At 67.0% G+C, this 18,815-nt stretch carries 16 protein-coding genes; 9 read left to right on the forward strand and 7 right to left on the reverse strand.

Annotation, left to right across the window (positions count from 1 at the left end; translation table 11 throughout):
* Together E1261_RS30250 and E1261_RS30255 are read right to left on the reverse strand one after the other, a co-directional pair.
* Positions 1-243: NUDIX domain-containing protein (locus E1261_RS30250; protein ID WP_132412536.1), on the reverse strand; the 243-nt coding region annotated here is incomplete at its 3' end.
* A gap of 31 nt (positions 244-274) precedes the next feature.
* Entirely contained in the window at positions 275-1,579 is a 1,305-nt protein-coding gene (locus tag E1261_RS30255) for a cytochrome P450 (RefSeq protein WP_132412562.1), read from the reverse strand.
* A 342-nt stretch (positions 1,580-1,921) separates the two neighbouring features.
* On the opposite strand from E1261_RS30255, the gene E1261_RS30260 reads away from it, so the two are divergent.
* On the forward strand, positions 1,922-2,920 hold the full coding sequence (locus E1261_RS30260; RefSeq protein ID WP_132412538.1) for an iron-siderophore ABC transporter substrate-binding protein: 999 nt from the start codon (positions 1,922-1,924) through the stop codon (positions 2,918-2,920).
* Here the strand turns inward: E1261_RS30260 and E1261_RS30265 are convergent.
* From E1261_RS30265 to E1261_RS30285, 5 genes are all read right to left on the reverse strand, one after another.
* Positions 2,911-3,702 carry a DUF2785 domain-containing protein gene (locus E1261_RS30265; RefSeq protein WP_132412540.1) on the reverse strand — a complete coding sequence of 264 codons (792 nt, stop codon included), beginning with the start codon at positions 3,700-3,702 and terminating at the stop codon, positions 2,911-2,913. The genes E1261_RS30260 and E1261_RS30265 overlap by 10 nt on opposite strands.
* Before the next feature lie 108 nt (positions 3,703-3,810).
* A complete protein-coding gene (locus E1261_RS30270) occupies positions 3,811-4,632 on the reverse strand; it encodes an ABC transporter permease (protein ID WP_202875166.1) in 822 nt (273 codons plus the stop codon).
* A 1-nt stretch (position 4,633) separates the two neighbouring features.
* Entirely contained in the window at positions 4,634-5,626 is a 993-nt protein-coding gene (locus tag E1261_RS30275) for an ABC transporter ATP-binding protein (RefSeq protein ID WP_132412542.1), read from the reverse strand.
* A 246-nt stretch (positions 5,627-5,872) separates the two neighbouring features.
* On the reverse strand, positions 5,873-8,179 hold the full coding sequence (locus E1261_RS30280; protein ID WP_132412544.1) for a sodium-translocating pyrophosphatase: 2,307 nt from the start codon (positions 8,177-8,179) through the stop codon (positions 5,873-5,875).
* Positions 8,180-8,403: 224 nt separating this feature from the next.
* Complete coding sequence (locus E1261_RS30285; protein ID WP_272948618.1) at positions 8,404-8,763, reverse strand: STAS domain-containing protein; 360 nt, start codon at positions 8,761-8,763, stop codon at positions 8,404-8,406.
* A 183-nt stretch (positions 8,764-8,946) separates the two neighbouring features.
* Between E1261_RS30285 and E1261_RS30290 the strand changes: the two genes are divergently transcribed.
* The 8 genes from E1261_RS30290 to E1261_RS30325 form a co-directional block, all read left to right on the forward strand.
* The gene (locus E1261_RS30290; protein WP_132412546.1) at positions 8,947-11,253 is read left to right on the forward strand and encodes a DEAD/DEAH box helicase; all 2,307 of its coding nucleotides are present in this window, start codon (positions 8,947-8,949) and stop codon (positions 11,251-11,253) included.
* Between the two features lie 15 nt (positions 11,254-11,268).
* Positions 11,269-11,673, forward strand: a complete 405-nt coding sequence (locus E1261_RS30295; RefSeq protein ID WP_132412548.1) for a hypothetical protein — start codon at positions 11,269-11,271, stop codon at positions 11,671-11,673.
* Between the two features lie 408 nt (positions 11,674-12,081).
* Entirely contained in the window at positions 12,082-12,849 is a 768-nt protein-coding gene (locus tag E1261_RS30300) for a ricin-type beta-trefoil lectin domain protein (protein WP_132412550.1), read from the forward strand.
* A 598-nt stretch (positions 12,850-13,447) separates the two neighbouring features.
* Positions 13,448-14,866 (forward strand): extracellular solute-binding protein, encoded by a 1,419-nt coding sequence (locus E1261_RS30305; protein WP_132412552.1) that lies wholly within the window; start codon positions 13,448-13,450, stop codon positions 14,864-14,866.
* Positions 14,866-15,759, forward strand: a complete 894-nt coding sequence (locus E1261_RS30310; RefSeq protein ID WP_132412554.1) for a carbohydrate ABC transporter permease — start codon at positions 14,866-14,868, stop codon at positions 15,757-15,759. Before E1261_RS30305 ends, E1261_RS30310 begins: the two co-directional genes overlap by 1 nt.
* On the forward strand, positions 15,756-16,577 hold the full coding sequence (locus E1261_RS30315) for a carbohydrate ABC transporter permease (RefSeq protein WP_132412556.1): 822 nt from the start codon (positions 15,756-15,758) through the stop codon (positions 16,575-16,577). Before E1261_RS30310 ends, E1261_RS30315 begins: the two co-directional genes overlap by 4 nt.
* Positions 16,577-17,656, forward strand: coding sequence for an ABC transporter ATP-binding protein (locus E1261_RS30320; RefSeq protein ID WP_132412558.1), 1,080 nt, complete (start codon positions 16,577-16,579; stop codon positions 17,654-17,656). The genes E1261_RS30315 and E1261_RS30320 overlap by 1 nt, the downstream gene beginning before the upstream one ends.
* Positions 17,656-18,815, forward strand: a 1,160-nt coding sequence (locus tag E1261_RS30325) for a CehA/McbA family metallohydrolase (protein ID WP_132412560.1), incomplete at its 3' end; no start/stop codon positions are given. The genes E1261_RS30320 and E1261_RS30325, both read left to right, overlap by 1 nt.

Here is an 18,815-nt window from a genome sequence, read left to right on the forward strand (position 1 = left end):
GTTGATGCCGTCGGGGCGGTCGTCGTAGGCGTGCACGTGGTCGACGACGAGGAGGCGGCCCAGTGGGAGCTCCAGGCCAAGCTCCTCGACCACCTCGCGGGAGGCTGCGGCCCACGGCGACTCGTCGGCTTCGACGATGCCGCCGGGGAGCTCCCAGTTGAGTTTGTACGTCGGTTCCAGCAGCAGCACGCGGTTGGCCGCGTCCCGGATGAGAACCGCTGCCGCCAGGCGTTTGCGGGGCATCCGGGCGATGTAGTCGGGGACTGGGGTCACGTCAGCCGGCGGCCTGCTGGGTTTTGCTGGCGTGGAGCTGGACGGGGAGAGTCTCCAGGCCGTAGACGATGGAGAGTTCGCGGAACCGCAACTGCTCCTCGGGTACGGCGAGGGCCAGGTCGGGGAAGCGGTGAGCCAGCGCGAGGAAGGCGGCTCGGAGTTCCATCCGGGCCAGTTCGGCACCGACGCAGCGGTGCATGCCGTGACCGAAGGCCAGGTGAGCGGCTGATGAGGCGCGGCGGGGGTAGAAGTCCTCGGCGTCGTCACCGAAGACGTTCTTGTCGCGGTCGGCGCCGGACAGCGAGACGGCCACCAGGTCGCCCTTCTTGACCTGCTTGCCGAACAGCTCCTGGTCGTGGCGGGCGAAGCGCGGGAAGGCGACCTGGACAACGGTCAGGTACCGCAGTAGTTCCTCGACGATGTGGTCGACGGCGCCGGGCTCGGTGCGGATCCGCTCGAAGTGTTCGGGGTTGCGGAGCAGCACGAGGGTGCCGAGAGCAAGCATGCTGGCCGAGGTCTCGTAGCCGCCGAGGAAGACGCCGTCGGCGAGACCGCCGAGCTCGACGTCGTCCAGGTCGTCGCCCTGGGCCCGGATGATCGAGCCGATCAGGCCGTCACCCGGGTTCGCCCGCTGCTTGCGGACGATCTCGAACAGGAAGTCGCGCGACTCACTGGCCGAGCCGAAGACGCCGATGCCACCGGCGGACAGGTCGAACCGGGCCGGGCCGAGGGCACGGAAGCGGTCGCGGTCCTGCTCCTCGACGCCGAGCAGGTCGGCGATCAGCAGGAACGGCACGTTGAAGGCGAAGTCGGCGACGATATCGGCGACCGGGCCCTTGGCCTCCATCAGGTCGAGCTGGTCGTTGACGATCTTCTCGATCGCGGGCTCGAGCCGGGCCAGCCGCCGCTTGGTGAACTCGGGCGTGAGCAGCTTGCGCAGCCGGGTGTGGTCCGGCGGGTCGGTGAACCCGAGACCGCCGATCCCCTCGGACGGCTTGTTCGGGTCCGAGCCGACCAGTGGCCGGACGTCGTTGCTGAAGTTCGTGGAGTCGGCCAGCACGGCCTTGGATTCGGCGTGCCCGGTCACCATCCAGACCGTGATCCCGAACACGTGCGCCAACCGGTGCACCGGCTCCGTTTCCCGCGTCTCCCCCAACGCCGGCAACGGGTCCAGGCCCTGCCGGCGCAGCGGCAACGTCACCTGTGCCGGGAACACCCGCATCTTCAACAGGTCGAGACCACCCTTACGGCTGGTCCTGTTGAGGATCCGGTTGCCGACCCATCTCTTCAGGTATGTCGCAACCATGACTTCCACGCGCCCTCTCTGAAAACTGCTGCCCCCGACTGCTTCCGTCAACCAAAAGTTAACGGTGCCGAGGACCAGATCTTGATGGTGTAGGCACTACTTCCGGTAGTGGCGTTGGCACCACCATGGGAGGGGACCACGGTTTCGCCTGTCACAGACCTTGTCATGGACAACGGTTCTGCAGCCACAGGTATCCACCTGTACCGGGCCCCGGCCCCCGGCACGCCGTACCTGGGGGGCGATTCAGGGAAAACCCAGCCGAAAGTAGGATGCGCGAACCACCCGTCGGCTGATGCCCTGAGAGGGATCCGGACTCCATTGCGCAAGGGTAGCCTTACCCGCATGCCGTACCCCGACAGCCAAGCAACCCTGGGACGCCGGGGATTCACCGGCCTGCTGAGTGCGGCGGTCGTCGCCGGTCTCAGCGGATGCGGCGCAGGCGGTGACATCCGGCCGTCGATCGCCGCAACGCGGAACGTGCAGCATCCGCTCGGCAACGCGAACATCCCGGTCTCTCCGCAGCGCGTCGTCTCCCTGGACGCGTCCGGCGGTCTGCAGGTCAGCCTCGAGGTCGGAGCGCCGCTGATCGCCTCCGAGACCCTCGACGGGCTCGTGTCGGTGCCCGGCTACCTGCCGCGCCCGGCGGCCGGCTTCGAGTCGCTCGGCTTCAACCAGCCGAACCTCGAGAAGCTGGTGAAGCTCAAGCCGGACCTGATCATCGGCAGCCTGCAGCGGACCAAGGAGCTGTATCCGCAGCTGTCCGCCATCGCCCCGACCGTCGCGTACGAGAACGCCGGCAAGGGCAAGCCCTGGCAAGAGTCGGTACGTCTGATCGCCGATCTGCTCGGGCAGTCCGGCAAGCAGGACGCGGCGCTGGGCAGCTTCAGCGAGCGGGCCCTCCAGGTGCAGACCGAGCACAAGGCCTTCCTGGCAAAGCACTCCGTCGCACTCCTGCGCTTCACGAACGACGAGCTGCGCATCCTCCGGGGCCCGATCTTCGGCGCTACGATCCTCGACGAGATCGGCGTACGGCGGAATCGGTCGACCACTGCATCGGGTGGTACCGACACGTACTACCCGATCGACCGTGAACACGTCGGACTGCTCGCGGACGCCGACGTGATCCTCTACTTTCTCGGTGGCGGTGCTTTCAACGCCGGACCGGACCAGACGTTCAAGTCGTATACCAGCAACGCGATCTGGACCCAGCTGCCCGCGGTCAAGGCCGGCCGGGTCGCCCGGCTTGACCCGACGGCCTGGTGGGACGGGTACTCCGTCTCAGCCGCCAACACGTGTCTGCAGCAGTTCACGACCGTGCTGCGCAAGATGCCTCAGAAATAGCTCCGCGTCACCAGCCGGAGCACCTCAACCAGCTGTGCCTTGATCTCCGCCGCATGTGGGATCTGCGTGGCCTCACTCGCGTCAGGTAGCCGCACACCGCGGTCCACGAACACATAGAGCGCCCGCAACGTCCGAGTGGTGTTCGTGTTCACCGGACTGACCGACAGACCGCCCGGAGCGATGCCAGTGAAGGCCGGAACCAGCCACTCGGTCGCATCCTCCACAGTGAGCTCAGAGCGCGTCAGCGTGCACGCCAGCGCATAAGCGAGCCGGTCGTCCTCCATGTCCCTCAGCACGTACTCAGTGGGCGTCAGAAGCCGTCCGATGCCCAACCGCAGCATCTCCACCGGCTCCACCGCCGGATAGAGCCCCAGAGTCCCCAGCAGGTCGGCTCCATGCGCCACGGCATGCAGCCAGCCCAGCTTCGCGTCGTACCCGCGCAGATCGGTCTCGGCGACGTACCAGCGCTCGAACGGCGGCACCCAGCTCGCCTCGTAGACGCCGGCCGACACAATGCAGTCCAGGATCAACGGCGCGAACGTCCGCGTCTGGATCTCCGCGTCCCCGAACCGCCGCGCCATCTCGTCGCCCAGCTCACGCAACTGCGCCTCCGACAGCACCCCGCGCCCGATCCACGTCGCCAACGTCGAGTACGCCGTACTGTCCCGCTCGACCGGATCATCCGACCGCAACAGCCCCGACAGCTCCCCCACCAGCTCATCCAGCGGCCGATCAGCCGGTACGGCGAAGTCGTCAGCGCGTACCGCTGCCCAGTCAGTCATGCGCCGGACCCTAGTTGAGGCACCAGGTCAGCACAAAAGGAACGGCCCGTGGAACGCGAAGTTCCACGGGCCGTAGCGACCAGGACCCCTCAGCCCGGCCGAGCTTTCTTACGCGTCGCGCTTGCTCGCGGAGAACAGCGCGATCGCCATCAACCCCGCCGCCCAGGCCGCGAAGTAGAGCAGCGCCCACCAGGGACCCATCGCGTAGTTGCTGGCGTCCCCGACCGGGCCGGCGAAGCCGCCGTCGTTGCCCTGGTTCAGGAAGGAGCCCCCGTTCTGGAACGGCGACCAGCGCGCCATGTCGTCGCCGACCTTCGGGATGAGGTTGAACAGGTTCTCCACCAGCAGCGGCCAGAGGATCAGGATCGCGATCGCACCGGCGCTCTGCCGGATCAGGATGCCGACCGCCACCGCGATCACCGCGGACAGGAAGAAGATGATGGCGCGCCCGGCCAGCAGGCGCCACTCCGCTTCGGTGTCGATCGCCAGGTCCGCACTACCGGCGAACAAGGTCCCGATGAACCAGGCGCCGAAGGCGGCGATCAGCCCGACCAGTGCGGCCAGCAGGCCGACCACGACCGTCTTGCCGAGCAGCATCTGGGCCCGCTGGGGTACGGCCTGGAAGCTGGTCCGGATGGTTCCGAAGCGGTACTCGGTGGTGACCGCGAGCGCGGCCATCACCATCATCACCATCTGGCTGAACTGCGCGCCGCCCTGGGTGATGAAGATCGTTGCCTGCTTCTCCTCCTCGCTGTTGAGGAACCCGGTCGCGAGGGCGGACAGACCGATCGTGAGAACGGCCGCGACCACCATGCACCACCACGGCGAGCGGGTCGTGAAAAGCTTGATCCGCTCGACGTTGATGACCGCGAGACCGCCGTACGACGAACTGTTGCGGGCCGCGGGGGCCGTTGCAGTGGAAGCCGACATGTCAGTTGTCCTCCTTCGGCCCAGCGGCCACCTCGGTGTTCGACGGCACGTCGAGGTGGGTGACAGCAGCAATCTCGTCGTGTGCGTGGTACTGGACCGAATCACCGGTCATCTGCATGAACGCCTGCTCCAGCGAGCCGCGCTGCATGGTGAGCTCGTGCAGCACGATGCCGTGTGCGGCGGCCGCCTCACCGATCTGGTCGGTGGTCAGGTCGCCTTCGACGAACAGCACCTTGCCCTCACCCTCGGCGTCCTCGATCCGGGTGACCAGTTGCTGCTGGTGCAGCACCGAGGCCAACTGGTCGAGCTGCGGCGTGCGCACCTTGACGGTCGTCCCGCTCGCGCGGTCGACGAACTCCTGCGTGGTGCTCTGCGAGATCAGCCGGCCCCGGCCGATGACGACCAGGTCCTCGGCGGTCAGCGCCATCTCGGACAGCAGGTGGCTGGAGACCAGCACGGTCCTGCCCTCAGCGGCCAGCCGGTGCATGAAGGTCCGGATCCAGACGATGCCCTCCGGGTCGAGACCGTTGACCGGCTCGTCGAACAGCAGCACCTCCGGGTCACCGAGCAGCGCACCGGCGATTCCGAGTCGCTGCGACATACCCAGCGAGTAGGTGCCCGCGCGCTTGCCGGCCACCTCGGTCAGGCCGACGATCTCGAGGACCCGGTCGACGCTGGACTTCGGCAGCTTGTTGGACGCCGCCATCCAGGCCAGGTGGGCCCGGGCGGACCGGTTCGGGTGCACCCACTTCGCGTCCAGCAGCGCACCGACCTTGGTCAGCGGCCGGTGCAGGTCCCGGTACCGCGTCCCGTCGATGGTGACGGACCCGGCGGTCGGGGTGTCGAGGCCGAGGATCATCCGCATGGTGGTGGACTTACCGGCGCCGTTGGGGCCCAGGAAGCCGGTCACCTTGCCGGGTTTCACCTCGAACGACAGATTGTCTACGGCAACCGTGGCGCCGTATCGCTTGGTGAGGCCGTGTGCCTCGATCATCGCCGTACTCCTCGTTCGGTGGCGCGCCAATGATGGTTGGGCGGGCTGTGTCGTCTCAGTATCGAGGGCCGACCCGTTCAGATCATCGGACCCGGGGCGGACCCGGTGTGTCCACCCGTGGGTTGATTCTGGTGGCCAGGGGTAGAGATCGGCATCGGTTGAACCCCTGAGGCACCCCTGGTCACGGCCCGGAACGCAGAACGGCCCGCCGGAGATCCGGCGGGCCGTTGCGGTACTACGGGTGGATCAGGCGGCGACGTTCGCCTCGGCGGGGGTGTCGGAGATGACCGACTCCCGGCGCTTGGAGACGATGACGGCGGCAGCCAGTACGACGACCGCGGCCAGCGCGATGCCGATCCGCAGCGGGATGTTGGTGTCGTCGCCGATGGCCGACATCCCGACGACGGCCGGAGCGATCAGCACCGAGACCAGGTTCATCACCTTGATCAGCGGGTTGATGGCCGGGCCGGCGGTGTCCTTGAACGGGTCACCGACGGTGTCACCGATGATGGTGGCCTCGTGCGCGGGCGAACCCTTGCCGCCGTGGTTTCCGTCCTCGACCAGCTTCTTGGCGTTGTCCCAGGCTCCACCGGAGTTGGCCAGGAAGACCGCCATCAGGGTGCCGGCACCGATCGCGCCGGCCAGGTAGCCGGCCAGTGCCGCGGCGCCGAGGCCGAAGCCGACGGCGATCGGGGCGCAGAGCGCCAGCAGACCCGGGGTCGCCAGCTCACGCAGCGAGTCCCTGGTGCAGATGTCGACGACCTTGCCGTACTCCGGCTTGCCGGTGCCGTCCATGATCCCGGGGATGTCCCGGAACTGCCGGCGGACCTCGTACACGACCGCACCGGCGGCACGGCCGACGGCGTTGATCGCGAGACCGGAGAACATGAACACGACGGCCGCACCGAGGATGATGCCGACCAGGGTGCCCGGGTTGAAGACCAGCGCCTCGGCCTCGAACTTGGCGTAGTTGTCGGCCAGCGAGGTCCGGATCGCGTCGGTGTAGGAACCGAACAGTGCGGTCGCGGCCAGTACGGCGGTCGCGATCGCGATGCCCTTGGTGATGGCCTTGGTGGTGTTGCCGACGGCGTCCAGCTCGGTGAGGATCTGGGCCGCCTCGCCGTCCACGTCACCGGACATCTCGGCGATGCCCTGCGCGTTGTCGGAGACCGGGCCGAAGGTGTCCATCGCGACGATGACGCCGACGGTGGTCAGCAGACCACAACCGGCCAGCGCGATCGCGAACAGTGCCACGACACCGGTGCCACCGACCAGGAAGGCGCCGTACACAGCGGCCGCGATCACGACGGCGGTGTAGACGGCGGACTCGAAGCCGACCGAGATACCGGACAGGATGACCGTGGCCGCACCGGTCAGCGACGTCTTGCCGACGTCCTTGACGGGCTTGTCCTCGGTGCCGGTGTAGTAGCCGGTCAGCGCCAGGATGACGGCGGCCAGCACGATGCCGATGATGACCGAGACGGTCGCGATGACCCGGGGGTCGCCGTCGTAGTTGGCGATCGACGTACCGGCCGCGCCGGTGAGGTCCGCGAAACTGCTCGGCAGGTAGACGAACGCTGCCACCGCACAGAGGATTCCGGAGATCACCGCGGAGATGTAGAACGCCCGGTTGATCGTGCGCAGACCGTTCTCGCCGGTCCGCGGACGGGTCAGGAAGACGCCGATGACCGCGGTGATGGTGCCGATGGCCGGCACGATCAGCGGGAAGATCAGGCCCTGCTCGCCGAAGGCGGCCTTGCCCAGGATCAGCGACGCCACCAGCATCACGGCGTACGACTCGAACAGGTCCGCGGCCATACCGGCGCAGTCACCGACGTTGTCACCGACGTTGTCGGCGATGGTGGCGGCGTTGCGGGGGTCGTCCTCGGGAATGTTCTGCTCGACCTTGCCGACCAGGTCGGCGCCGACGTCGGCGGCCTTGGTGAAGATGCCGCCGCCGACCCGCATGAACATGGCGAGCATCGCGGCACCGAAGCCGAAGCCCTCGAGCACGGTCGGCGCGTCACCCTTGAACAGCAGCACGACGAGCGCGGCACCGAACAGGCCGAGGCCGACGGTGAACATGCCGACGGTGCCACCGGTGCGGAACGCGACCCGCATCGCGGGCTCACGACCTTCGTCCCGGGCGGCCGCGGCGACCCGGACGTTGGCGCGCGTGGCGAGCCACATGCCCAGGTAGCCGATCAGTGCGGAGAAGCCCGCACCGACCAGGAAGAAGACGGAACGGAAGATCTTCAGGGTGGTGGCGTTGTCGCCATCGGTGTGGGCAGGCAACAAGAACAGCAGCAGGAACGCGACCACTGCGAAGACCGACAACGTCCGGAACTGCCGGCTCAAGAAGGCCGATGCACCTTCCTGGACCGCGGCGGCGATCGTCTTCATGTTCTCGGTGCCATCGTTCGCGGCAAGCACCTGACTCCGGAAAACCATCGCAATCGCGACCGCGAGGATCGCGATCACTCCGACGACGATCACCAGTGTGGTGTTGCTCGACGAAAGATCCACCGCCTGTGGTGCAAGCAGCGCGGACATCCGTCCTCCTTGTAGGCAACCCATCCAGGCTTGACGGCCCCCGTCTGCCGCAACCGAAGGGTTGGGGAAATAAAACAGCGCCAAGGACATGACGCGGTGGGTCACTCTAGCGGCATCCCGACCAGACCTCACGACAGGGTGGTCTACGCCATACGGCGGCGATCAGGCGGGACTGTCACGCACAGTACTGATGGGGACACCTTTTCGCTTGTCCACCAAGGCCTTCAGATCGCGGAGGCGACGTCCGGGTGGATGTCGAAGACCTTGGTCAGACCGGTGATCCGGAAGATCTTCAGCAGCCGCTCCTGGGTACAGACCAGGGACAGGGTTCCGTCGTGGGTACGCACCCGTTTCAGTCCGCCGACGAGGACCCCGAGACCCGTGGAATCCAGGAACTCCACGCGTTCCAGGTCCAGGACCAGGTCGTAGACCCCGTCGTCGACGAGCGCTGCGATCTTCTCGCGGAGCTTCGGTGCGGTGTAGACGTCGATCTCCCCCGCCACCTCGACGACGGTACGCCCGCCCTCGGCGCGCGCGGTCAGCGACAGATCCACTTCGGCCTCCGATCCCGTGAACTGCTGCATTCAACCATGTACGGACCGTGAGAAGGACCGTTGTGGAAAACTCTTTCATCTCGCCGTGGCGAAAGTCGATCTCCGTCCACAAAATGCTGCGTGCATCCGCACGCGCAGGCGCTTGTGCACGAATCCGTGCACGCCGAGTGGACCAGAATTAGTTTGTCCATGGCGGCAACTAGGCTCATCGCCATGCGTGAAGGTGAGGCGGCGGCCGTACTGCGACGCCTCGCCACCGGCCGGGCCGATCGGCTCACCCATGTGGAGTCCGTGCCGGCGCGTGCCGGGCGGACCTGCGAGTGGCCTCGATGGGTTCCGCCCGAGGTGCTCGACCAACTGGCCGACGCCGGGATCGCAGCACCGTGGATCCACCAGGTCGCCACGGCCGAGGCGGCGTACTCGGGCCGTCATGTCGTGGTCGCGACCGGGACGGCGTCCGGCAAGTCACTCGGCTACCTCCTGCCTGCGTTTGCCACGCTGAGCATCGCGCAGGCCGCTTCACCACATCGGCGGACCGCCTCAGTGCTGTACCTCTCTCCCACCAAGGCGCTGGCTCACGACCAGCTGCGCGCAGTCTCGACGTACACAGTGCCTGGGCTGCGCCCCACGACGCTGGACGGCGACTCCGAGCGCACCGAGCGCGACTGGGCTCGCGACCACGCCACCTATGTATTGAGCAACCCGGACATGCTGCACCGGTCCGTGCTGCCGAACCATCAGCGTTGGGCCCGCTTCCTCGGCTGCCTGCAGTACGTCGTGATCGACGAGTGCCACCACTACCGCGGCGTCTTCGGTGCGCACGTGGCCGGCGTGCTGCGCCGCTTGCGACGGATCTGCGCCCAGTACGGCGCCAATCCGGTCTTCGTCTGCGCATCTGCGACGGTTGCCGAGCCGGCGGTGTCGGGTGAGCGCCTGACCGGACTGCCGATGGTGGAGGTCGTCGACGACGGTTCGCCGCGGGGCGGGATCGCGTTCGGCCTGTGGGAGCCGGCCCTCACCTCAATGCGTGGAGAGAACGGCGCCCCGGTACGGCGTTCTGCCCCGGCCGAGGTGGCCGACCTTCTGACCGACTTGGTCGTGTCGGGCGTGCGGACGGTCGCGTTCGTCCGTTCGAGGCGTGGCGCCGAGACCGTGGCCATGACAGCTCGCGAGAACCTGGCAGAGGTCGACCCCACGTTGATGGACCAGGTGTCGGCGTACCGGGCGGGTTATCTGCCGGAAGAGCGCAGACGGCTCGAGAGCATGCTGCAGAGCGGCGAGCTGACCGGGGTCGCCGCAACGAACGCTCTGGAGCTGGGGATCGACATCGCAGGGCTGGACGCCGTACTGCTGGCTGGCTGGCCTGGTACGCGCGCATCGCTGTGGCAGCAGGCTGGCCGCGCGGGGCGGGCCGGCGGGGACGCTCTGGCGTTGCTGGTGGCTCGAGACGATCCACTGGACACCTATCTGGTCCGCCACCCGACCGCGGTGTTCGGGCGGCCAGTTGAAGCGACTGTCTTCAATCCGGAGAACCCTTATGTGCTGGGACCGCAGCTCTGCGCGGCCGCCCAAGAACTGCCGCTCACTGCAGCGGACTATGAGGTCTTCGGCAGTACGACGCCCACCGTGATCGCCCAACTGGTCAAGCAGGGGGCGCTGCGCGAGCGGCCCCATGGCTGGTTCTGGACCCGGCGTGAGCGCGCTGTCGACGCCATCGACATCCGATCAGCCGGTGGCAAGACGGTGCAGATCGTGGAGGACCAGACCGGTCGTCTCCTCGGCACTGTGGATGGCGGCTCGGCGCATGCCTCGGTGCACGAGGGCGCTGTCTACGTGCACGCTGGTGAGTCCTATCTGGTCCGCACTCTCGATCTGGAGGGTCACGCCGCGATCGTCGAGCCGGCCGCGCCGGACTACACGACGTTCGCCCGCGATGTGACCGAGATCAGCGTCCTCGCGACCGAGGAGACTCGTGCCTGGGGGACGGCCGAGCTGTCCCGTGGCTGGGTTCAGGTGACCAGTCAGGTCATCTCGTTCCAGCGCAAGCTGATCTCGACCGGCGATGTCCTCGACGAGCAGCCACTCGATCTGCCGGCGCGGACGCTGCGGACCAAGGCGGTCTGGTGGACGGTGCCCGACTCGGCGGTCGAGTCGCTGGGACTGGACGACGTACCGGGTGCTGCCCATGCGGCCGAACACGCCTCGATCGGGCTGCTCCCACTGTTCGCCACCTGCGACCGCTGGGACATCGGCGGCGTCTCCACCGCCCGGCACGCGGACACCGGTTGCCTCACCGTCTTCGTGTACGACGGGCATCCGGGCGGGGCGGGTTTCGCCGAACACGGGTGGTCCGCGGCGCGCGAGTGGTTGACCGCGACACGTGATGCCATTGCACACTGTGAGTGCACGGATGGCTGCCCATCCTGCGTACAGTCACCCAAGTGTGGGAACCAGAACAACCCACTCGACAAGAGCGGCGCGGTCGCGCTGCTCACCGCACTACTCAGTAGTGAGGCTTGAAAGGCAGCGTGCGCCATGTTCGTCCTCGGAATTGTTCTGATCGTCATCGCCGTACTGTTCGGCCTGGGCGTCTCGGTCTCGTCGGCCGAGTCCACCACCTTGTCGGTGTTCGGTATCGACTTCGGCGTGATCGTGCCGACGGTGTTCTTCCTCGGTGTGATCGCCGGCGCTGCTCTGCTGGCCGGACTCTGGCTGACAAAGAAGGGCGCGACCCGCGGCTGGCGCCGGCACCGTGAGGTGCGCGCGCTGCGCGCCCAGGTCGCCACCTCGACCCAGCCCGCGGTGACGGAACGTGACGAGACTCCGGAGTTGGCGGAGAGTCGCGACACAGAGGTAGCTGACAAGACAACGGATTCGGAGCGGCTCGCCACCGAGGAACACGTGGCCACCGACACCACCGACCACAAGCAGCCCCACTGACAACTCTGTTGCCCACGGCATCAATCGACACTGTGGACTACCCCAGTATCGCTTGATTGCTGGCACATCTCGATCGCAGCACAGCGCGCACACGGCCACCCCGCAGCCGGATTTCGATGCCCACCGCAACGACTTTTCGCTGGCAGTTAGTTGCCATTGGCATCAAGTTTCACGGTCTTGCCATAACCACCTCCGACCGAGCTGTGCATTACTGGTCGTGGCGTCAACGTCGCGTTGAGTCACTGTCGGCCTTCCGGGCCACACCGCCTCCTCACGGGGGATCGACCCGCAACCCGCCCACCGCGCAAGGGGTGGCGAAGCGGTTCCCGGAAAACACGGACCGGCTCTCGTAACGGGGTCCCGACGACCTGACGCTCACTGAGATAGGCACGACCTTCGGAGGTTGTCTTGATCACCCGTAAGCTCTTCAGCCGTACCGGCGTAGTAGTGCTCGCAGTCAGCGTCGCACTGGCCACGGCCATCCCGGCCCAGGCGGCTCAGCCGCTCCCGGAACGCTCCGCGGCTCCGGGCGTGGAGATCGGCGTGGCGAAGCAGATCGCCACCCGCGCCGACACCCGCTACTGCCTGACCTTCGTCGCGGCCAACAAGGTCCCGATGGGCGTCATGATGGCCTGCGCTCCGGGCAAGGAAGGCAAGACCCAGGAGTGGATCTACACCGAGTCCGGCCAGCTGCAGGTCGCGATGAGCAAGAGCGTCGGTGGCGCCCTTGCCAAGACCGGAGCCTGCCTGGACAGCGGTGCGGACCTGGCCAAGGTTCCGGCCGCGGCCCCACTACTGGTCCTGCCGTGCCGTAGCGGCGACGGCCAGAAGTGGAACTACGACACGAGCGCAGGCACGTTCGTCAACGAGGCGAGCGGTCTCGCCCTCACCTCACTGCTTGGCAAGGGGAAGGCCAAGCAGGCACAACCGACCGGAAGCATGGGTGCGACCGGCACACCGGTCCAGGGCTGGAGCGCACTGCCGCTGCCTGGCCTGGACATCCTGGGCGCAGTCCTGGCTCTGGTGAACGCGCTGCTGGCATCGCTGGGCCTGGCCCTGCCGCTGCCGATCGCGAACGCCGCGGGCAGCCTGCTGGAACTGGTTCGGCCGAAGCTGCCGATCCCGGCCCAGATGACGGTGCTGCCCAAGCAGATGATGCAGCTGGCACAGAAGTAACGCTGCAGTACCAACAGACAGCCGGCCCCGACATCGTCGGGGCCGGCTGTTTTCTCACTCCTTAGAGATCGACACTGCTTTCAGTTGTGAAGCTCTGGTGATCCTCGGTCGGTCAGGTGGTGCGGTGCTCGGGGATCGGCGCGGGATTCCGCTGCTTGCGCGTCAGCGGGAGCCGTACGCCGTCGTCACCGTCCGGCCTTCCCTCAGCGGGGAATCACCAGTCGGTGCCGGTCACCACCAGCACCAGTGGCCGTGGTGCCAGTGCCCGAACAGCAGGTCGTCTACCAGGTGAAGAACTCCGTACAACATTCGCAGTCACCTCCGCTCCGATGAACCGAACGGGGCTGACGCTACCTCCCGACTTCACGTTCTGTATCTACTCCGCTACGGGTTGCGACAGAACCTTGAGCGCACTTTAACGGACCCGCAATGCGGCCAGGCGAACTCCGACTTGACGCCGGAGCGCGACTCCCGGTAACCGCGGGCGGAGTGGCGATTACCCGCCGTACACCGTTTGGGCAATTGTCTTCACAAAGCCGCCTGGTGATGTCAATGTTTGACCGGCACTCGCAGTACCGACCTCGCAAGGAGCCCCCTGATGCGATCCCTTCGGCTGTCCACCACGCTCGCCCTCGGCGCCACCGCCGCCCTGCTGCTCACCGGCTGCCTCGGCTCGTCCGGTTCCGGCGACCAGGACGCGAACCGCAACGCCGACGCCAAGAAGGTCGAGCTGACGATCGGCTCGAACGCCGTCAAGGGCGGCAAGAGCAGCGCCGGCGCGACCTTCATCGAAGACGTCCTGATCCCGAAGTTCGTCGCGGACCAGAAGGCCAAGGGCGTCGACGTCGCGGTGAAGTTCCAGGGTGACGGCTCCGACGACGAGGTCTACAAGCAGAAGCTGTCGCTGGACCTGTCGAACAAGTCCGGCCCGGACCTGATCCAGATCGACGGTATCTGGGTCGGCGAGTTCGCCCAGGCCGGCTACATCAAGCCGCTCACCGACACCATCGGCGACGCGGCCAAGGTGGACAACTGGGACGGCTGGAAGCAGATCCCCGAGTCGGTGCAGCAGCTCGGCACCTTCGAGTCCAAGCGGTACGGCGTTCCCGGTGGTACCGACGGCCGGGTTCTGTACTTCAACAAGAAGCTGTTCCAGCAGGCCGGGCTCCCGGCCGACTGGCAGCCGAAGTCGTGGGACGACATCATCGCTGCCGGCCAGGCGCTGAAGAAGCTGTCCGGGGTCACCCCGATCCAGATCAACGCTGGGACAGCGATGGGCGAAGCGACCACGATGCAGGGCGTGCTGCCGCTCCTGGTGGGCACCGGCACGACCATCTACCCCGACGGAAAGTGGCTCGGCTACACCCCGAAGTTCCGCCAGGTTCTGGAGTTCTACCACCAGATCTACAGCTCGGGCCTTGGTGACCCGGTGCTGCAGCGTGAGGCCAAGGGCAGGGACAAGTCGTTCGCGCAGTTCGCCGCGAACAAGATCGGCATCCTGCTGGAGAGCGACTACTTCTGGCGCAGCGTCGTCGAGCCGAAGGAGGGCGTCGCCAAGATGGCCGACCGCGACACCGCCGTCGGCTACGCGCTGATCCCGGCCGCCAGGCCGGGCGGCGGGGTCAACGGCCAGGACTTCGTGTCGATGTCCGGTGGCGGTGCGACGGTGATCAACCCGAACACCAAGTTCCCGCAGCAGGCCTGGGAGCTGCTGCAGTTCATGAACTCCGCCGAGATGGTCAAGGAGTCCCTGAACGGCGCCGCCAAGATCACCCAGCGGACCGACGTCAACACCGAGGTGCTCGCCACTGACCCGATGCTGAACTTCGTGGCCACCAAGGTGCTGCCGATCACGCAGTACCGGCCAGGCCTGGCGGAGTACCCGAGGGTCTCGGCCGCGCTGCAGCAGGCGACCGCGGACGTGATCAGCGGCAAGACCACCGAAGCCGCTTCGATCGCCTACCAGAAGGCCGTCGTGGCTGCGGCCGGCAGCAAGGACAAGGTCGCCGGCAACTGATGGCGACCCGCTTCAAGCATCCTGCCCAGGATGTCGCCGGGCTGGGGACCGGGCGCGCGCTCGGCTTCCTGGCCCCGGCGATGCTCCTGATCGCGGCCTTCCTCGTCTTCCCGGCCATCTGGACGATCTACATCGGCATCACCAACTACCGGTTGACCGGTGTCGAGGCGGTCTCGCCGTCGATGGTCGGTCTGACGAACTACACGCGAGCGCTGAACGACGCGCTGTTCCACAATGCGTTGTGGCTGACGATGCTGTTCGTGCTCGGTTCGGCGATCGTCGGCCAGAACATCCTCGGCTTCACCCTCGCCTGGATTCTGCGCCGCGCGCGCCCGGCAGTACGCCGTACCGTCGAAGCCCTGACGCTGCTGGCCTGGATCCTGCCGTCGACCGTGGTCGCGTACCTGTGGGTCGCGTTCTTCGACCGGGACACCGGGACGCTGAACAGCATCCTCGGTACGACGGGGACTGCGTGGCTGATCGACTATCCGATGGTGTGCCTGGTGGTGTTCAACACCTGGCGCGGTACGGCGTTCTCGATGATGCTCTACTCGTCTGCCCTGCAAGCCGTTCCGCCATCACAGCTGGAGTCGGCCCGGATGGTCGGCGCATCCGGCTGGCAGACGTTGCGGGACATAGTGTTCCCGCACATCCGCGGGCACGTACTTACCAACACCCTGTTGATTTCCCTGTGGACAGCGAACGACTTCTCGCCGTTCCTGCTCACCAAGGGCGGACCGAATCACGAGTCCGAGACCGTGCCTGTGTATATCTACAACGTCGCGCTGCAAGGCGGTGAGCTCGGCTACTCGTCGGCCATCTCCTTCCTGCTGCTACTGGCGAATCTGCTCGTCTCGCTGATCTACCTTCGGCTGCTGAGGAGGCGCGCGTGACTCCGGCCTACGTGGTACGGCGGATCGGCTTCTACGTGCTGATCTGCGCGATCACGGTGTTCTTCGCCGTACCGATGTTGTGGATCGCGTCCGCGCCGTTCGACAAGAACCCTGGTCTGGGCGTGCATTGGCCGGACTGGACGTTCGAGAACGTGCGGAAGACGCTGGACCATCCGTATGCGCTGCATTCGATGGTCAACTCGCTGATCATCTGCATCACCACGGCGTTGGCCGTGACGGCATTCGCGGCGCTGGCCAGCTATGCCTTGTCGCGGGTACGGATCCCCGGGCGGGATGCGTTGCTGTACGGGCTTCTGCTGCTGTCGTCGGTCGTCACCGGTACGGCGGCGATGGTGCCGATCTTCGTGATGATCTACCAGCTCGGGCTGATCGACTCGCGGTTCGGGGTCGCACTGGTGATGACCGGCGGGTTGTTGCCAGCGGCAATCTTCATTCTGAAGGACTTCGTCGACGCGGTGCCTAAGTCGTATGAGGAGTCGGCGCGGGTCTTCGGCGCATCCACGCTGCAGATTCTGCGTGACGTCGTACTGCCGGTGGCGCGACCCGGGCTGGCCACGATCATGGTCTGGGCGTTCGTGAACTCCTGGGGCAACTTCCTGGTGCCGTTCCTGCTCATCCGGTCGATCGACCTGCAACCGGGCGCTGTACTGATGCAGACGCTCACCGACGAAGGCGGCAGTGTGAACCTGCAGGTGCTGCCGGTCTTCTCGCTGCTGTTCTCCATCCCCGTCGTCGTGCTGTACCTACTGGTGAACTCGCGGTATGGGTTCCGCTTCCATGGAGGGATCAAGTCCTGATGGCCGGTATCGACATCGAGGGTCTGGCGACCGTCTACCCGAACGGCGTCCGCGCCGTCGACGGCCTCGACCTGCACGTCGCCGACGGTGAGTTCTTCGCGCTGCTCGGCCCGTCCGGCTGCGGCAAGACCACTCTCCTGCGGACCATCGCCGGCCTGGAAAGCGCCTCCGAAGGCACGGTCCGGATCGATTCGGTGGACGTGACGCGCACCGAGCCGGGCAAGCGCGGGGTCGCGATGGTCTTCCAGGACTACGCGTTGTTCCCGCACATGAACGTCGCCGAGAACATCACCTACCCCTTGAAGGTACGGCGAGTTGCCGCCGCCACGCGTGCCGAAACAGCCGAACGCACGGCCGGCGAACTGTCCCTCAACGGCCTGCTGGAACGCCGCCCCGGACAACTCTCGGGCGGCCAGCAGCAACGCGTCGCCCTCGCCCGAGCCATCGCCTCCCAAGGCAAGGTCCTCCTCCTCGACGAACCCCTCTCCAACCTGGACGCCCGCCTCCGCCTGGAAGCCCGCACCTTCCTCAAGAAACTCCAGCGCGACCTCGGCATCACCACCGTCTTCGTCACCCACGACCAAGCCGAAGCCCTCGCTCTGGCCGACCGCATAGCCGTGATGGAATCCGGCAAACTCCGCCAGCTGGGAACGCCCCGCGAAGTCTTCGCCCGCCCGGTGAACACCTTCGTCGCCAACTTCATCGGCTCCACCCCCATGAACCTCCTCCCCGGTGTGGTTTCGTCGTCGGGGGTTTCGGCAGCGGGCGGAACGTTGCCGGCAGCGGCCTCCATCCCTTCGGGCGCCGAGGTCACCGTGGGCATTCGGCCCGAATACCTCACCCTGAGCACCGGCGATGCCATCGGACCTGGGTTGCGGGGAACGGTCGTCGTGGCTGAGAACCTCGGTGTGCAGTCGCTCGTCAGTGTCGACTGTGACGGCACGCTGATCGGCGTGACCGTTCCTGAGGAGCAGGAGCCTTCCGTCGGGAAGCCCGTCTTCCTCACCGCACCACCCGACCGCGTTCTCCTGTACGACCGGGAGTCCGGCGAACTGCTCGCCCGGCAGCCGGTCGCCTGATGGCAGTCACGTCGTACCGTCGGCGCTGGACCCTCGACGACCGCGCCGGATCCGTCTGGCATTCCCTGCCGGTCGACGTACCGGCTGGTTGCCCAGGGCTCCTTGTCACATTGACGGTTCCGCCGATCGACGGCGTCGTCATCGACCTCGGTTGCGAGGGCGCCGACGGGTGGCGCGGCTGGTCCGGGGGCGCGCGACGAACCTTCGCGATCACCCCGACCGCGGCCACTCCCGGCTACGTCGCCGGCGAACTCGAGGCCGGCACCTGGTGGGTCGTGCTCGGACTCCACCGCCTCCCCGTCGAAGGCGCGGAACTCATCGTCGAGGCTGTCACCGGACCAGTCGCGGAGATCCCCGGTCTCACCTCGTACGCCGACGCTTCGGCCGCGCTCGCCGTACCATCTCGCCCGCCCCGCCGCACGCTGCCGGCCGGGTCCGGCTTGAAGTGGATCGCGGGTGACTTCCACGCCCACTCACTGCACTCCGACGGTTCCACTCCCATCGCGAACCTGGCTGCTCTCGGCGTCGCGGCCGGTCTCGACGTACTGGCCATCACCGACCACAACACGGTTGCCCATCACCTGGAGTTGCCCGGCCTCAGCGATCGGTTCGGCATCGGCCTGATCCCCGGCCAGGAGGTCACCACCGACACCGGCCACGCAAACGCCTTCGGCCACATCACCGCCATCGACTTCCGCCAACCGGCCTCCACCTGGGTCACCGAGGTGGCCCGCCAGGGCGGCCTGCTCTCGATCAACCACCCTCTCGGCGGCGACTGCTCCTGGCGTCACCCGCTGACCGAACACCCACCACTCGCCGAGATCTGGCACTCCTCCTGGCTCGACCACCACTGGGGCGGTCCCATCGCGTGGTGGCAAGCGTGGGGCCTCGACACCGTCCCCATCGGCGGCAGCGACTGGCACAACCCGGATTCCCCGACGCCGATCGGCACCCCCACCACCTGGCTAGCCGTCGACGCCTCGGCCGAAACCCCCGCCGAACTCGTCGAAGCCGCTCTCCAAGCCCTCACCGCCGGCCGCACCGCCATCTCCACCACCTACACCGCGCCGATCCTCCTCCGAGTCGACGACACCCTGATCGCTCTCGACGCCCCGAACACCCTCGTCCTCGCCCCCGACGGCACCCCTCACCCCGTCAC

This window comes from Kribbella albertanoniae (assembly GCF_004348455.1).
Lineage (GTDB): Bacteria > Actinomycetota > Actinomycetes > Propionibacteriales > Kribbellaceae > Kribbella > Kribbella albertanoniae.

Bases quoted from the DNA above. Each gene is read 5' to 3' on its own strand.
- E1261_RS30285 (WP_272948618.1), bottom strand. From the start codon at position 8,763: ATGCAGCAGTTCACGGGATCGGAGGCCGAAGTGGATCTGTCGCTGACC.
- E1261_RS30310 (WP_132412554.1), top strand. From the start codon at position 14,866: ATGGCGACCCGCTTCAAGCATCCTGCCCAGGATGTCGCCGGGCTGGGG.
- E1261_RS30260 (WP_132412538.1), top strand. From the start codon at position 1,922: ATGCCGTACCCCGACAGCCAAGCAACCCTGGGACGCCGGGGATTCACC.
- E1261_RS30275 (WP_132412542.1), bottom strand. From the start codon at position 5,626: ATGATCGAGGCACACGGCCTCACCAAGCGATACGGCGCCACGGTTGCC.
- E1261_RS30255 (WP_132412562.1), bottom strand. From the start codon at position 1,579: ATGGTTGCGACATACCTGAAGAGATGGGTCGGCAACCGGATCCTCAAC.
- E1261_RS30290 (WP_132412546.1), top strand. From the start codon at position 8,947: ATGCGTGAAGGTGAGGCGGCGGCCGTACTGCGACGCCTCGCCACCGGC.
- E1261_RS30270 (WP_202875166.1), bottom strand. From the start codon at position 4,632: ATGTCGGCTTCCACTGCAACGGCCCCCGCGGCCCGCAACAGTTCGTCG.
- E1261_RS30265 (WP_132412540.1), bottom strand. From the start codon at position 3,702: ATGACTGACTGGGCAGCGGTACGCGCTGACGACTTCGCCGTACCGGCT.
- E1261_RS30280 (WP_132412544.1), bottom strand. From the start codon at position 8,179: ATGTCCGCGCTGCTTGCACCACAGGCGGTGGATCTTTCGTCGAGCAAC.
- E1261_RS30305 (WP_132412552.1), top strand. From the start codon at position 13,448: ATGCGATCCCTTCGGCTGTCCACCACGCTCGCCCTCGGCGCCACCGCC.
- E1261_RS30295 (WP_132412548.1), top strand. From the start codon at position 11,269: ATGTTCGTCCTCGGAATTGTTCTGATCGTCATCGCCGTACTGTTCGGC.
- E1261_RS30320 (WP_132412558.1), top strand. From the start codon at position 16,577: ATGGCCGGTATCGACATCGAGGGTCTGGCGACCGTCTACCCGAACGGC.